Source organism: Mycobacteroides franklinii (genome assembly GCF_002013895.1).
GTDB lineage: Bacteria > Actinomycetota > Actinomycetes > Mycobacteriales > Mycobacteriaceae > Mycobacterium > Mycobacterium franklinii.
Genome location: NZ_MAFQ01000009.1, coordinates 216,779 through 231,787 on the forward strand (window position 1 = coordinate 216,779; position 15,009 = coordinate 231,787).

General features: G+C 62.5%; 12 protein-coding genes, 1 tRNA gene and 2 pseudogenes. 10 read left to right on the top strand and 5 right to left on the bottom strand.

Features of this window, described 5'->3' with window-relative positions; translation table 11 throughout:
* Nucleotides 1-2 precede the first annotated feature (2 nt).
* The 4 genes from B4393_RS17030 to B4393_RS17045 are packed head-to-tail and all read left to right on the top strand — an operon-like array spanning nt 3 to nt 6,451.
* A complete protein-coding gene (locus tag B4393_RS17030; protein WP_078335065.1) occupies nt 3-1,091 on the top strand; it encodes an ATP-binding protein in 1,089 nt (362 codons plus the stop codon).
* Nucleotides 1,088-3,364 (top strand): DUF5682 family protein, encoded by a 2,277-nt coding sequence (locus tag B4393_RS17035; protein ID WP_078335066.1) that lies wholly within the window; start codon nt 1,088-1,090, stop codon nt 3,362-3,364. Before B4393_RS17030 ends, B4393_RS17035 begins: the two co-directional genes overlap by 4 nt.
* A complete protein-coding gene (locus tag B4393_RS17040) occupies nt 3,361-4,509 on the top strand; it encodes a VWA domain-containing protein (RefSeq protein WP_078335067.1) in 1,149 nt (382 codons plus the stop codon). Before B4393_RS17035 ends, B4393_RS17040 begins: the two co-directional genes overlap by 4 nt.
* Nucleotides 4,502-6,451 carry a hypothetical protein gene (locus B4393_RS17045; RefSeq protein WP_078335068.1) on the top strand — a complete coding sequence of 650 codons (1,950 nt, stop codon included), beginning with the start codon at nt 4,502-4,504 and terminating at the stop codon, nt 6,449-6,451. Before B4393_RS17040 ends, B4393_RS17045 begins: the two co-directional genes overlap by 8 nt.
* A gap of 559 nt (nt 6,452-7,010) precedes the next feature.
* On the opposite strand, the gene B4393_RS17050 is transcribed toward B4393_RS17045, so the two are convergent.
* Nucleotides 7,011-7,361, bottom strand: coding sequence for a hypothetical protein (locus B4393_RS17050; protein ID WP_078335069.1), 351 nt, complete (start codon nt 7,359-7,361; stop codon nt 7,011-7,013).
* 244 nt (nt 7,362-7,605) lie between these two features.
* Here B4393_RS17050 and B4393_RS17055 point away from each other — a divergent pair.
* From B4393_RS17055 to B4393_RS17075, 6 genes and pseudogenes are all read left to right on the top strand, one after another.
* Nucleotides 7,606-7,926, top strand: a pseudogene (locus B4393_RS17055) (recombinase family protein); the annotation flags it as partial.
* Between the two features lie 460 nt (nt 7,927-8,386).
* Nucleotides 8,387-8,953 (top strand): annotated as a pseudogene (locus B4393_RS17060) (hypothetical protein); the annotation flags it as partial.
* Between the two features lie 800 nt (nt 8,954-9,753).
* On the top strand, nt 9,754-10,317 hold the full coding sequence (locus B4393_RS27520) for a hypothetical protein (RefSeq protein ID WP_133052584.1): 564 nt from the start codon (nt 9,754-9,756) through the stop codon (nt 10,315-10,317).
* 244 nt (nt 10,318-10,561) lie between these two features.
* Nucleotides 10,562-10,945 carry an LppU/SCO3897 family protein gene (locus tag B4393_RS28510; protein WP_419179157.1) on the top strand — a complete coding sequence of 128 codons (384 nt, stop codon included), beginning with the start codon at nt 10,562-10,564 and terminating at the stop codon, nt 10,943-10,945.
* A gap of 117 nt (nt 10,946-11,062) precedes the next feature.
* On the top strand, nt 11,063-11,761 hold the full coding sequence (locus tag B4393_RS17070; RefSeq protein WP_078335071.1) for a hypothetical protein: 699 nt from the start codon (nt 11,063-11,065) through the stop codon (nt 11,759-11,761).
* Nucleotides 11,762-11,806: 45 nt separating this feature from the next.
* On the top strand, nt 11,807-12,583 hold the full coding sequence (locus B4393_RS17075; RefSeq protein ID WP_236743181.1) for a ParB N-terminal domain-containing protein: 777 nt from the start codon (nt 11,807-11,809) through the stop codon (nt 12,581-12,583).
* Here the strand turns inward: B4393_RS17075 and B4393_RS27525 are convergent.
* The 4 genes from B4393_RS27525 to B4393_RS17095 form a co-directional block, all read right to left on the bottom strand.
* Nucleotides 12,580-12,741 carry a hypothetical protein gene (locus B4393_RS27525; protein WP_157901284.1) on the bottom strand — a complete coding sequence of 54 codons (162 nt, stop codon included), beginning with the start codon at nt 12,739-12,741 and terminating at the stop codon, nt 12,580-12,582. The two genes, B4393_RS17075 and B4393_RS27525, sit on opposite strands and share 4 nt — an antisense overlap.
* Nucleotides 12,742-12,757: 16 nt before the next feature.
* Complete coding sequence (locus B4393_RS17085) at nt 12,758-13,492, bottom strand: hypothetical protein (protein ID WP_191988862.1); 735 nt, start codon at nt 13,490-13,492, stop codon at nt 12,758-12,760.
* A gap of 259 nt (nt 13,493-13,751) precedes the next feature.
* The gene (locus B4393_RS17090) at nt 13,752-14,855 is read right to left on the bottom strand and encodes a tyrosine-type recombinase/integrase (RefSeq protein WP_078335073.1); all 1,104 of its coding nucleotides are present in this window, start codon (nt 14,853-14,855) and stop codon (nt 13,752-13,754) included.
* Nucleotides 14,856-14,935: 80 nt separating this feature from the next.
* A tRNA-Val gene (locus tag B4393_RS17095) sits at nt 14,936-15,007 on the bottom strand.
* Between the last annotated feature and the right edge of the window lie 2 nt (nt 15,008-15,009).

Genomic DNA, 15,009 nt, shown 5'->3' on the forward strand with positions numbered 1-15,009 from the left:
CTGTGACAAGCGACCTGCAGAGGCCGCCGGCCGAGATCCGGTACGCCGAGGAACTGCGGCGGCTGCGCGACAATGACCCCGACGACCGGCCGCCCGGCTGGGCGCTGAGCATGCGAACGGCCAGAGCCTTCATTCTCGGCGACCGCACGCTCGGTATCGAACGCAAATTCGTCGGCGATCCCTCCCTGATCGATCGAGCGCTGGTTACCCTGGCCACCAACCGCGGTCTCATGTTGGTGGGCGATCCGGGAACCGCGAAATCCTGGCTGTCCGAACTGATCGCGGCCGCCGTCAGCGGCGAGTCCACCTTGGTCATCCAGGGCGGCGCCGCCACCACCGAGGACCAGATCAAGTACTCGTGGAACTACGCGATGCTGCTGGCGCAGGGGCCCAGCCCGGAGTCGGTGGTACCGGCCCCGCTGCTGTCGGCCATGCGCACCGGCAAGGTGGTGCGCTTCGAGGAAATCACGCGCTGCCCCTTGGAAGTTCAGGACAGTCTGCTCTCGGTACTTTCCGAGCGCGTGTTGGCCATCCCGGAACTGCACGGCTCCGATGGTCTGGTTTTCGCACGGGCCGGCTTCAACGTGATCGCCACCGCGAACACCCGCGATCGCGGTGTCAATGAGATGAGTGCCGCGCTCAAGCGGCGCTTCAACTTCGAGACGGTGTTTCCGATCAGGGATATGGAGACCGAGCTGGCCCTGGTCACCGCCGAGTCCGCCCGGATGCTCGCGGAGTCCGGCGTCACGATCGCTCAGAGCCCCGACGTCCTGGAGGTCCTGGTAACGATATTCCGCGAATTGCGAACGGGTCGAACCGCTGACGGCACCCCCATCGAATCGCTCAGCTCGGTGATGAGCACCGCCGAGGCCGTGTCAGTGGCGCATGCCGTCGGTATCCGGGGCTGGTTCCTGCGCCACGAGGCCGGGTCGGCCGCCGATATCGTGGAGGCCATCTCCGGCACCGCCGTCAAGGACAACGCCGACGACCTGACCAAGGTGCGCACCTACATCGACCACCACGCCGCCCGGCGAAACGGAAAGGTCTGGAAGGACTTCTATCAGGCCCGACACTTACTGAGCGCCGATTGACCGTCCACTTCATCGGGGTCCGCCACCACAGCCCGGCATGTGCCCGGCTGGTAAGCGACGTGATCCACAACGTCTCTCCGGCTTACGTTCTCGTCGAAGGCAGCGCCGACTTCAACGATCGAATCGACGAACTGCTGCTGGGACACCGATTGCCTATCGCCCTGTTCAGCTTCCTTACCGGTCCCGACGCCCACCGGATGATCTGGGCGCCATTTTGCGACTACTCCCCGGAATGGGTGGCACTGACCGCGGCCAAGGCGGTCGGCGCCGAGTTCCGGTTCATCGACCTTCCGGCCTGGCATCACGCCTTCGAGGAAAGAACCAACCGCTACTCCGATGCCGATGCCCGGCATGTTGCCGTCACCTCCCGGCTGTGTGCGGAGTTCGGAATGGACAACAACGACGTGCTGTGGGATCACCTCGTCGAGGTACCCGGAGCCGAGCACCACACCCTGGCCCGATACTTCGACACCCTGCGCGGGGACGCGCGGGCTGGGGACTCAGATGCGGCCCGCGAGGAGTACATGGCCCAGTGGATTTGCGCCGCACAGTACTTCGCCGGTGGACGCCCCATCGTGGTGGTGACCGGAGGGTTTCATCGACCGGCGCTCATCTCGCTCACCGCCGAACGCGATGATCTGACGCAATGGCCCGCGGTGCCCGCGCCCCCGGCGGGCCATCGCGTCGGCAACTACCTCATCCCCTACTCCTACCGGCGCCTCGATGCGTTCTCCGGCTATCAGTCGGGTATGCCCTCGCCGGGTTACTACCACCACGTGTGGCACGACGGCGCCGAGACGGCCGGCCAGCGGCTCATCGCGGATGTCGCCGGCCGGCTGCGTGAACGTCACGTCCCAGTCTCTACCGCGGATCTGATTGCGGCCCAGTCCCTCTCCGAGGGGCTGGCCCGGCTGCGCGGACATTCCGTGCGCGCCCGCACCGACATTCTCGACGGGCTGGCGGTCGCCCTCATCACGGAGGACTTACCGTCTCCGCTGCCGTGGGCCGCCCGCGGCGTGCTGCAGACCGGAACCCATCCCGCCGTCCTGGAAATGCTCGCGGCCCTCACCGGCACCGCTCACGGCGAGCTTCATCCCGACACCCCGTTGCCGCCGCTGATACCCGATGTCGAGCGACTGCTCGCCGAACACGATCTGACGCCGCCTCGTGACGTCCGGCTGAACCTGACCGTCGAGGCCGACCTGGACCGCAGCCGCATCCTGAATCGTCTTCGGGTGCTCGGCATCCCGGGGTTTGAGCGCAGCTCGGGGCCCACCGTCGGCACCGATCCGGCGACCACGGAACGCTGGGAATTGCAGGTGCGAGAGACCCAACTTCCCAAACTTCTGGAGGCCGGCGCCCACGGCGCCACCCTCGGCGCTGCTGTGGCACATGTGTTGCGCGAATCGGTGGCCGATGGCGGCACGACACCGGCCACGCTCGGTCCGGCGCTGTTCGATGCCGTGCTCTGCGGCAGCGACGAGGTGCTCGGCGAGCTCGTTCCACCTGCCGCCCAGGCCATCGCCGACAGTTACGACCTGGGCGGGCTCGGCACCTTCCTGTCCGCACTGCTGGCCTTGTGGCGCCACGACTGGATCTACCAGGTCCGCCAGCACGATCGGTTTCCTCCGCTGATCGCGGCGGCGGTGCGCCGGATCGAATGGCTCGCCGAGTCGGCCCGCGCCCGTACGCGCGACGCCGATCGCAGTGAAGTCGCCGCCCTGTCGGCCGTCTGCGACGCACTGACGCACGCCGGTGAGACGGCCGCCCTCGATAGACCTGCCTTCCTGGGCACCATGGAACGCATCGGCCGAGACCCGAAGGCGCCACCCGATCTGCGCGGTGCGGCTCTGGGCGCCCGTTGGCGGCTGGACGACGAAGCTGCCGTCGATCCGGTGGACATGGTGCGAGCCATGAGCATGCCCGAAACCCTCGGGGACTTTCTCATCGGTGTGTTCGGTCTTGCGCGAGAACAGGTTCTGCACACTCAGGACGGCTCGGGATTCGACGTACTCACCGCCGTCGATCACATCGTCGAGGACATGACCGAACGTGATTTCCTTTCAGCCCTACCGGCCGTGCGCCAAGCCTTCGAATACTTTCCGCCGCGCGAGCGCACCCGCATCGCCGACCGGATACTGGTGGCGCGTGGCCGGACGGCCGCGGGCCGGGCATTCGTACGCACCGAGTCCGATCCCGCTCTGCTGGCCTATGCCGCGACGATCGAGGAGCGCGTCGAAAGCCTGCTGTCGGAGGCGGGGCTGAACCCGTGAGCCAGCCGGAAGACCCGAACGAGCTTGTGCTGCAACGCTGGCGCCTGATCCTGGGTGAGCCGGGTGACAACTGCGCCCGGCTCACCGGCGATATGGCTGGCCAGGATGCCGCGCTGTCGTGGCTATACGGACGCGACGACGAGCTGGCGGCGCGCGGCACCCGGCCCTCGGGTGAACGCGCCGGAGGCGACGGAGAGTCGCTCGTCGGCACCGTCGAGTGGATCAACGAGGTGCACCGGCTCTTTCCCCGCGACACGGTCGAGCGTCTGGAACGAGACGCCCTGGAGCGCTATCAGATCCAAGAGATCGTGACCAATCCCGACGTGCTTGCCCGCGCCCGCCCCAACCAGACCCTGCTGCGCGCCGTGCTGCGGACGAAGCATCTGATGAACCAGGACGTGCTCGACATGGCCCGCAGGCTCGTAGCGGCCGTCGTGCAGGATCTCATCGACAAGCTGTCCGTCGAAGTGCGGGAGGCATTTTCGGGTCCGCGATTGCGCCGGCGTAGCATTCGCGGCAGCTCACGGGATCTGGATGTGCATGCCACCATCCGACGCAACCTGCGTCACTACGACACCGAGCAGCGGCGAATCGTGATCGAACGGCCGCTGTTCACTTCTCGCAGTCGGCGCCATCTCGAGAAGTGGCAGATCATCATGCTGGTCGATCAGTCCGGTTCGATGCTCGGATCTGTCATCCATTCCGCGGTAACCGCGAGCTGCCTGTGGAACCTGCCCGGAGTGAAGACTCATCTCGTCGCCTTCGACACCTCGATCGTCGACCTCACCAGGGACCTCACCGACCCCGTGGAGCTGCTGATGAAGGTGCAGCTGGGCGGCGGCACCGATATCGCCAAGGCGGTGACCTACGGTGCGGGGCTTATCGAAAACCCGCAGCGCACCATCTTCGTGCTCATCAGCGACCTGTTCGAGGGTGGTGACCCGCGAAACTTCACCGGCCAACTCCGTGCCCTGGTCGAGCAGGGCAGCAAGGTGTTTGCACTGGCCGCGCTCGATGAGAACGCCGAGCCGTCTTATGACCGCGCGGTCGGCCAGCTGCTGGCCTCCTTCGGCGTCGAGGTTGGCGCCCTCACACCCGGGCATCTGGTCAATTTCCTCGCCGAATGCCTGGCCGCGCATGGCTGAAAAACCGTGCCGTCCAGACCTGGACATCATCACCGAGGCGGCGCTCATCGGGCTAACGAACAGAGGCCTAGTGAAACGCGCTCAGCGCGAGCTGGATTCGGAGACGCCGCCGGAAATATCACAGGCACCTGACGGCACCGTCACCGCCCGCTGGCAGGACGGAAACGTCTCGACACTGGCAGCAGACCGAGCCGTCACGCAGGCCGACTGCACCTGCGGGGCAACCACACTGTGCCGGCACCGCATCGGCCTGGTACTCGGATACCAACGGGTCGCTCAGGACACAGAAGGTGCCACGGCGGCCTCCGACTGGTCGCCCGCGATGTTCACCGACGCCGAACTGGCCACGGCGTTCGGTGCGGCCACCATGAAGGCCGCCGAGCGCCGCCGCGCCGCCGGCTATCCGGCAACGGTTCGACGGGGCCAACCGCCCACGGTGGAATTGCCCTCCAGCACAGTTCGTTTCATGGTTCCTGAACACCTCGACTTCGCTCTCACCGATGCGGACAAGCAGGCGTCCGCGGTAACCGTTGTCCTGGCGGTGTGGGCGTTCCGACTCGCGGACGCGACCGATCGCGGCGCAACACGAGTAGAGATCGAGGTCGCGTCGACCGCCGAGCGGGACGAGAAGCCCACCACGAAAACCCGCGATCTCGCCATAGAACTGTTGCGCTCCGGAACCGTCAACGTCACCGACGTGCTGTCGGGGAAGCTCGATCGAACCGCGGCAGACCTCGACCGCGACAACATTCGATGGCTTGCCGACACACTGCAAGACCTGCGTACCCAATTAGGCGCGTATCGCACCCGCCACGCCGCGTTCTCCGATCTGCGGGTGGCCGAGCTGTTGGCCGAGGTGCATGCGCGCAGTCTGGCATCCAGCGGCCCACGCCTGACCCGGGCACAGATCCTGGGCACCGGCGAAAAGGCGTCCACCCGGGTCCGCCTGACCCGTCTCACCGCTCTCGGCGCGCGTCTCACCCGGATCGACGACGCGGTATCGGCAGCGGTCTATCTGGTCGGCGACTCGATCCCGATGGTCATACACCGCAGCTGGCCCGTCGACGACGATCCGGGCTTCGCCGGGGAGGTGGTCGGACGGCGGCGCATCGCGGGCACCACTCTTGAACGACTCGCCAGTTCTTCGGTGGTGACCGAATCCGCGGTGCGGCAGGCCAATCGCGCACTGGAACTCACCCGCTCCGCCGTCGCCAAGACATCTGTCCTCCAGCTGGGCCGGGCCTGGGAATCGCTGCCCGATCATCTGGTCCACCACAGCTTTTCCCTCGCGGAACGCGAAATCACCTCACAACCACCGCGATTCATCAGGCCGCGGGTCGAGGCCGAGTTCGTCAGGGTGTTCGCGGTGCACCGGGTGGTGTCCATGTCCTACTCCCCCGGCGATCAGCGCTTGGTGGCCGAGGTTGCCGACACTCACGACGGCCGGGCACTCATTGCCGACGAATATCGCTCGGTGGCACCGGGAGCGCTCGATGCCCTGCACCACGCCTTGAACGCGATCGGCGACCAAGCCCAACCGGCACTTCTCAGCGGGATCATGCGACGCGCACGCGGGTGCCTGATCGTAGAACCGCTGGCGGTCTTGCTGGGTGCCGCGGTGTCCGTATTCGATTTCGCGCCGGGCAAGACCGGAGCGCTACCGGAGCACCGCGAGACCCCCGCCGATCCGCTACACCGCCCGGTGTTGGCAGCGCAGTCACTGCTGTCGCAGGCCGCGCACACCGGGCTGGACCACTGCCGCGCCGGCATGCAGCGACAGATACATTCCTGCGCAGATGAACTCGCAAGTACTGGATTCCATCAAACAGCCTCGGTGCTGCGCCGATTCGGCAATGCCCTGGGTTCTCGAGAAAGCATCGAGGCGCCACATCACTGGTTCGCCGCGACAGTCCGGGTGCTGACGATACTGGAACAGCTCTGACCAAACGTCCTGACGCATGGTTAACCACGGCGCGCCTACCGCCCTCGGCTCTGACCGTCGCCACCAATTCAACCGGCGGCCGGCGCTTGTTTTCCGGTGATGTGCACCCGCGGTGGCTTATCACCCAACCCAAGGATGGCATTCGAAGTCACACTAGGTAGGCGCCCGATCTCGGCGGACCACCGTTCTGCTGCCAAGCCGGCCACCTGGCACGCTTACTCGGAACCAGACAGCACACACGAACGTCTCACTCCGGACCGTGAGGACCGAATCCCACCCCGCCCAACTTGCCCTGGTACCAGAGTGACTACACGGACTCCATAGAGACCATGGACAGCCAGAAATGGGTCAACCGTGGGTCAATATAAAGCCCACGAAGAGCGGAAAGCTCTTCTACCTGCACTTTTCGGTGGGCGCGGAGGGTTTCGAACCCCTTGCGGCATGAGCATTTATGCAGGTCAGACCTTGTTTCGTGGCCAGGAACGGACCTGTTGAAACCTGATGCGACCTGCACGAACCTATCGGCGTGTTGGATGATCCAACACGCCCACCACGGCGCTCACCGATGTCGGCGCCGGTACGGACTCTCGTAGAAACCGTCCGGCCGGTCGACCTGGAACATGCTCGGCGCCAGCCAGAGGGTCATCGTCACGCTCGATATTTCGTTGTCGCTCAGCAAGTCGATCTGCACCACGCCGATCCAATGGGCGTCGTGAGTGCGCATCCATGCGATCTGGTACCCGCGCATCCACTCCTCGATGCGCAACCCCTCGGCCCGGACGGTGATGTTGCACCCCCGGGCAGCTCCCCCAACGCTCTCGGGCAGCGCCCGGCGCATGTTGACGTACACCAGGCGGTAGACCCGCTTGAGCGTCGGGAACCGCGGATTGCCGGCCCATCTATCGAACACATGTTCGATACTAGAGTGCAGAGAACGACCCCGGGAAGTGGCCGCAACGGTCGGCGCGCGCCGCTTCGGGTCACGCCTTGTTGCTCTGGCAGTCCTGCACTACGTGATCGTTGGTGATGCTTTGCACGAGCCAGTCGGTGGATTTGCGGAGGGCGAACGTTACCTCTGATGCCATAGGGGTGCCGTGGCCGTTCGATGCCAGATCCGCGTTGGTCTTTGAGTCGTACGTGTAGCAAGCCGCGACCGCGGCGTGAAGGTCCAGTTCGTCAAGGAGAACCTGACTTTCACGGGCGAGGATTCGCCGATGGCCACGCTGCTGCTGTCAATGCTGGGCGCGGTCGCGGAGTTCGAACGGTCGATGATCCGGGAACGTCAGCGGGAGGGCATCGAGATCGCGAAAACCAAGGGTGTCTACAAGGGCCGCAAGCCAGCGCTGACCGATGAACAGACGGCGATTGTGTTGGAGCGGCTCGCGGCGGGTGAGCATCCGGCGGATTTAGCGCGCGAGTTCGGGGTGTCGCGGGCCACCGTCTACAACGTGCGGGCACGGGCGGCCGAGATCTAGTTCTGGGGTTGTGTTAAGCGAGCCCAGGCGATCAGGTCTGCGATCTGCGCTTGGGTGTGGACGATGGTCTCGGTTTCGCCTTCAGCGCCGATCGTGATCCTGGCGGGTCACGCCGAACAGGTTCGGGATGCTCTCAATGACCTCACAAATGGCCTTGCGTGCGTCCATTGGCCAGTTCTACACCGGGGGGCGCCGATGTTGACGGGTGATGCGGTCGGGACGTGGAGATCTGGCGAACGTGATCCCATGCGCCAGGCGAGGCCTGGCGCCACGTGATCGATGTTGCTCCAAAGATCGTGGAGCTGGCCGGGGCCCTTACGTTGCGTCTACCAGGGGTGATGTACGTCGTGGCTAATATGGCAAACTCATTAGCTGGTGTTTTATCGACATGGCAACCATGTGTGTGTAATGATCTGTCCAGAGGCACGCACAGCGTCAGCTGAAAGGGGCGGCGGTTTTCATGGTTAAGAAGAATCGTTGGACGATGTCGACGGGTTTGCGACGGGCGTCGGCCACGGTGGCGATTATCGCCATGGCTGTCGGTGGAGCGAAGATCGCCGATGGCCACGCCCTCCCCGGCAGCGGCTTCTCCGCGATAGCGACGGTAGCCGCAGATCCAACAGGGCCTCCGGGACCCACCGGCGGGATGGATGGCGGTATGAACGGCTCACAGTTTCAGCCTCCGCAAATGCCCAGCTCTATGCCGGATTATCAGGGCGGTAATAATCAGCCGCCCTTAGATCAAAATAGCGGGATCTCAATTTACAACAGCGGCGCCCCGCAGGCCGGGCAACAAGCTCCAGGTCAGCAGGCTGGACAGCAGGCCCAGCAAGCGCAACAGCCCGCTCATGGGACTCAGATCCCGGACTATCAGACGGCGACACCGTACACGCAGGGCCCTGGTAAGGCGAATCCCGATTACCAAGCGCCGCAACAGGGGAACCAGGCCCAACAGCCTCAGCAGGGGCAACAGCAGCAGCAGCCCAGTCAGGCTCCCACGCAAACTCAGGAGCCTGAGAAGCAAGACGATAATGACATGATGCGGCAATGCCAAAATTCCGGTAGTCAAATGCAACTTGCTCAAATGGGAATTAAAACGGTTGGTGCCGGTGGAGCTGTGTTGGCGGGGATGATCAAACCAGGTCGTGACGGCGGCGTGGTCGAATGTGAGGGTTGCGACCAGCAATTCAGAAGCAAAGACGGTCAGAATGATTTCAATAGGGAAGCTAACGATTCCAATTTGTGCCCTCAGGGATTCCAATACCTCGGGGCCGCGGAATCAGCTTCGACTCAGGGGTTGTTCTCTTGGGATACGACGCAGTCCTGGTTGTGTGGGCAGAGTAACGGTCCAGTTACGTCGCAGAATTACGGTCCGGACGTCCATGCAAATCATCCACAACAAATAAACTCCTGCCCGATAATTCCGGGAGGAGCTGCGCCGAGTGCTCAGGTGGGTGTGCAGGATACCGTGACTACAACCATTACTGCGCAAGGTGGCGGTTCGTTAGGCCCAATCAGTGGCAATGTCAGTGGAAGCACAGCGAAAGGCGTCACTGATGTTGTTTCACAAAACTTGCCGCTGAATGCACCGCCAGGATTGCTGTATGAGCTCTATCCGCAGTACACGGAGACTCCGTTGAATGTGGTTAGGATGACTAGAAGTATCCACAGTTCCCTTCTTGGTGGCGACCAGATTACGAACGGCGGCCCTTCCGATCCAGTAGCTACGGTGGTCCGCCAGGCCACCGGTATGGCTTGGGCATGGCTTCCAGCTCTGGATTCCGCAGGAAACCAGATCCCGGCAAAATGCCCATAGGAGCATTTCAAGTGAATACTCGTATTCGTAAACGTGTGATTATTAGTATCGTGTTGGCGGCTGGCCTGTGTGTGGCGCTGATTGGCTACTGCGTGGCACGTTCGAGCTGGATTAGGCATAACGAGGAACTCATCAAACCGGTTGCCGCAGATCCCGCCCAGCCCGCGTGGAAGGTCACCCAGGGGCCTGTTTCGACCCCAACTGCCCGTTGGGACCTTGCTGCACAGCCAGGGGTTGTGCGCCGGGAACAGTTAGTCATGCAGAGTCGGGGGGATGCCATTCGGCTCCTGAACTCGGGAAGGTTGAAGGTCACTCTTTCTGAAGTAGGCGGATGGACGGCTGATCCGAACGCCAAGGAAGTGATGAATCTGGACGATTCGTGGACCGTGGATGCAGCCTGTTTCTCTACGGCGAAGCCCGGCAAGGTGATGTTCAGGTACTTCCCCAAGAATGATCCGGTGTGGCGCGACGAAGCTTGGGTGGCCGGGGTTCGCTCGCTGAATCACTCGTCAGTGGCCGATCTGGGCCCGGACTGCGATGTCACTAAAGAATCTCTTGACCTCAATGCCGCATAACAAGCTGGAGAGCGTGAATACAATTATGCGATTAGGTGTAAAAAAGCACGCCAAGACCACACTGGTTGCGTGTGGTGCCGTGATCGGATTACTGATGGTGGCGTGTACTACTACTACTACTACTACTACTACTACTACTACTACTACTACTACTACTACTACTACTACCGAAGCTAAGAGCGGCACTTTCTTTTCTATACTTTCAGGTTTCGAGGTCCGCACTGCGAATGCCACGAGTGCTGATGTGGGAAATTGCGGGCAGCTAGCAGGAACGCCAGCCAATCCTACCTTCGATGCGTTGGACTGCAGCAACCTTAAGGCGAACTACCGAATAATGCAGGTTGCTAATACTCCAAATGAATGCGTTCAGGACGTCGACCGCCGTTATTATCGGAACTCCCAAGGGCGCGAATACACTGCGTGCCTAGACTATAACTGGGATGAACAGACATGCATCAGCATGGTCGCACCCATCCCGCAGAAGGTATCCTGCTCAGATCAATCAGCTGACAAACGGGAAAAGGCTACAAAAATCCTGACTAGTGCAACCGACACATCCGGTTGCCCTTCAGGTGGCTACACCCACACCGTGCGCCGGTTCACGGTATGCACCGAGACTCAAAAGTAAGGTTCCGCCCTTATGGCTGGACGGCGCGGAATGCGACGGTGGTCAGAAGTTGATCTAGAAGTGTTGCGGGATAGGTCATTGACAGCACGCCAGATCGCCGAACGCCTAGGTCGGTCGGTGAGCGCGGTTGAGCAGGCCCGTATTGCGTATGCCGAGGGCGTGGTGAACCCCGACGCAGAGCGCAACCCAGAACCCTGGTCCGATGACCATCTGGCGGTAGCTCTGGATCGGTCGTTGACGATGTCCGAGGCCGCCAAACAGTTGGGTCGTACTGTGGGGGCGGTGCGTTCAGCGCGGGCGCTGTATTCACACGGCCGCACCGGTGAATCGGGTCGGCGTCGCCGCTGGACTCCAGCCGATATCGAGGTGTTGTTGGATGCCTCTCTACCCACCGCCGAAGTCGCGCAGCGGCTGAATCGTTCGGTTGGGACGGTGTATTACGCCCGCCGCCGCTATGGCCGTCAGGTGCCTGCTGATGCTCATGGGACGTTGTTGGCGTGGCGGTTCCACGGCTGTACGTGTGAGCCGTGTCAGGGTTTCGGCCGACAGTTTTATGCGCGCACGCGTGACCCCCGTGAGGACAACGCCCGCGCCCGCAGCTACTTTCGGCAATCACAGGCCACCACGATTCCGACCGCGACCAGGCGAGGCACCCGGTGGACGGATGAGGAAATCGCGATCGCCTGCGATCCGAGCGTCCGTGCCGTTGATGCCGCGAAGATGTTGAACCGCACCGCAAGTGCGATCATCGGAGCTCGGCATCGATACAACCGCGACGGTACCTTCACCGCACGACGCCGATCGCAATCGACATAACGCGGCTTTCTTCTGATTTCATCGTCTCCTGCCAGACTGCAGCGCGTGCCCGAATACACGCAGTTTGCCGTCAATGACCTGCACACCTTCAAAGGCAACCCGCGCCGGGGCGATGTCAGTCAGATCGCCGTCTCTCTGACCAAGCACGGTCAGTATCGGCCGATCGTGGTGAACCGGGGCAGCCAGACGGGTAGGCGTAATGAGGTGTTGGCGGGGAATCACACGTTGATGGCGGCGCGGTCGCTCGGCTGGCAGGTGATCGATGTCGGGATCGTGGATGTGGACGAGGACACTGCGCGTTCGATCGTGGCGGCCGATAACCGGCTGGCCGACTTGGGCGAGTACGACACTTCGGATCTGTTTCAGCTGTTGTCGTCGATCGAGGACTTGGGCGGTACGGGTTACGGGCTGGACGATTTGTTGGCGATGGAGCGGGATCTGTTCTCGCCGGAGCCGTTGACCGATCCGGATGATGTTCCGCCGGCACCGGAGTCGTCTGTGTCGCGGTCGGGGCAGTTGTGGTCGTTGGGTGATCACAGGCTGTTGGTGGGGTCGGCGACGGACCTCAATGGTGTGCGGGCGCTGTGTGGCGGCGTGCAGCCGGATTGTGTGTGGACAGACCCGCCCTACGGTGTGGACTACGTGGGTAAGACGAAGGCGGCGCTTCGGATCCAGAACGACGTGACCGGTGGGTTTTTCGAACTACTCAAGGCGGCGTTCGATGTGGTCGCCGCGGCGACAACCGCACCCCCGGCCGGAAGAACAGCGACGACTTCCCCAACGCCGAAGAACTCAGGCTCATCGCCACCCACTACCAACTAAGCGACGAGGGCTACTTCAATCTGCTCGTCGAGTTCGGCATCACCGAGCCGCAACCAGGCTTCCCCGGATTCACCGGGGGCTTCGTCAGCCCAAAAGCCCAGGGCCGCACGAAAACCAAGGCGCGGCCCGCCAAGACGACCAAGCGCGCGCCCATCCACCCCGACACGTTCAGTCCTAATACACCCGCCCCGTAAGCCGGTTCTTCTCCATCCACGAATGGGCCGAGATCGCAGCGAAACCCAATCCGCACGAGCACGCGAAGAACCACACCGGCAGCGAAGCTGCTGCAGAGTCCTGCATTTCGGGCGGAAGCAACGTCGTCGCAATACGAACCACACACGCGACCAAACCGAAACCGGCGGCCAGCATGTACGAGCTGCACAACCCACGGATGGATGGGCGGTCCCGCCACATCGGTATCAGCGAGTAGATGCTGTAGCCGAGTAGGTACATGAGCGTTCCGCAGAGAACGATCCAGTATGCGGTCAGTGAGATGTCTGCGACGACCCGGAAGAAGTCATCGTGGTAGACGTTGGCGCTGTTTCCGATGATGAACAGCACCAACATGATTGGCAGGCAAAGAGTCGCGGGTAGTTCTACGTGCAGCTTGAACCGGCGGATCAGTCGGTCCTCATCCAATCGGATAATCATGTGATAGCAAAACGCCGATGCAGCAACAACATAGCAATCGTGGCCGATCAGATCCTCAAGATTCCAGCACCCGGTCGGCGCGTGCAACCAGACCCCGAGCGTCTGAGACGCCAACGGGGACATAAGAAAAATCGCCACGCCCTGCAACGCAATGTTGAGGGTCGCAGCGACTTCCATGCGACGGGTCCACGTCACGCGCCTGATCCATAGAGACCAACAGACGGTGATGAGGGTAAACGTGATTAGAGCAGCAGGCATCAGCGAAAACCTTTGCGAAATAAAGGAATTGAAAGTCAGAACCACCCCGGAGTGAACGAAACGTTACACCCTGTCACCCGACCGGAATCTCGAAACGAAGGTAACGATCCGGTCTCAGCGGAGAGTCTTGGTCATGAAATCGGCAACGGCCCTGTTACTGGCCCGATCGACGTCTCCGTATGTGTCAACAGTGATTTGGATGTTCGAGTGCCCCACATTCGACAGCGAGGACCGTCGCCTACGCCCGTTGAGCAAGTGACTAACCCGCCCGCTTAAGCGCCTTTCCGATCGCCTTTGCTGCCGCTTTCGCGCTGCGCCGATCGAGGTGCCCGTAGATGTCCACGGTCGTCTGGATCGACTCATGACCCAGGTGCTGCTGGATCACCGGCAGCGGAACACCCGCCTGGATGAGCCACGACGCGCAGGTATGCCGCATGTCGTGAATCCGGGGCCGTGGGTCGAGTCCCGCGCGTGCAACCGCCGGATTCCACACATTGATGCGGAAGCTCTGGCCGCGCACCGGGCCGTCCTTAGAGTGCCCACCCCGGCCCGGTTTGGTGAACAGCCACTCCCCTGTGAAGTCGAGCTGCTCCAGCACCGAGGCCGGCACGTTAATCGTGCGTCGCGACTTCTTCGTCTTCGGCGGCCCAGGGGTGTCCCTGCCCTTCTTCCACGCACGCACGATCCGCACCGTCCCAGCAGCCTTATCCACGTCTGCCGGCTTGAGCGCGGTTACCTCAGCCCAGCGGGCACCGGAAGCAACCAGAAATGCGACGAGCGGCTGCCACTGCTCGGGTACCTCGGCTAGCAGACGGGCGAATTCCTCGCGGGTCAGAAACACCATTTCCTTGCGTTCACCAGAGGGTAGGCGGGTGCCCACGGCGGGGTTTGCGGGGATCTTCTTCGCGCGTACTGCAGCCGCGAGCGCGCCGGACAGGAAGCCGTGCTTGTTGGCGATAGTCTTCGGCGCAAAGTCCTCTTCGAGGTCCTGAACCCAACGGGCGATGTCCTCATGCGTGAGCGCCGTGAGCGGCAACTTGCCGATACTCGGGGCGATGTCATTTTTCAGATAACGCTCATAGCTGGCAATCGTGCCAGGTTCGACTCCGGTGAGGTGGTCAATATGATGCCTGATCCACTGGGAGACGGTCATACCCGCCACGGCTCGGCCGCGCGGGCTTGACTCGATCTTGTACAACTCGCAGGCGCGGTTCGCACCATGGGCGTTCACTGCGACCTTGAAGGCCTCAGCGGCGCTCTCAGACTCCCATGTGGCGGACGCCTGGCGTGCATCGATACGGAAGCTCACATCCCAAACCTGGGTGCCGTCTTTGAGGGTGCGAGGGGGACGAACAGATGCCATGGAACGGCATCCTAAACAGAAAAACTGTTGGATAAAGTGTTGTATAGAAAAATAGCGTCGCGTTTCCGCAGGTTAAACGGTGGGCGCGGAGGGTTTCGAACCCCCGACCGCTGGTGTGTAAAACCAGAGCTCTACCACTGAGCTACACGCCCGG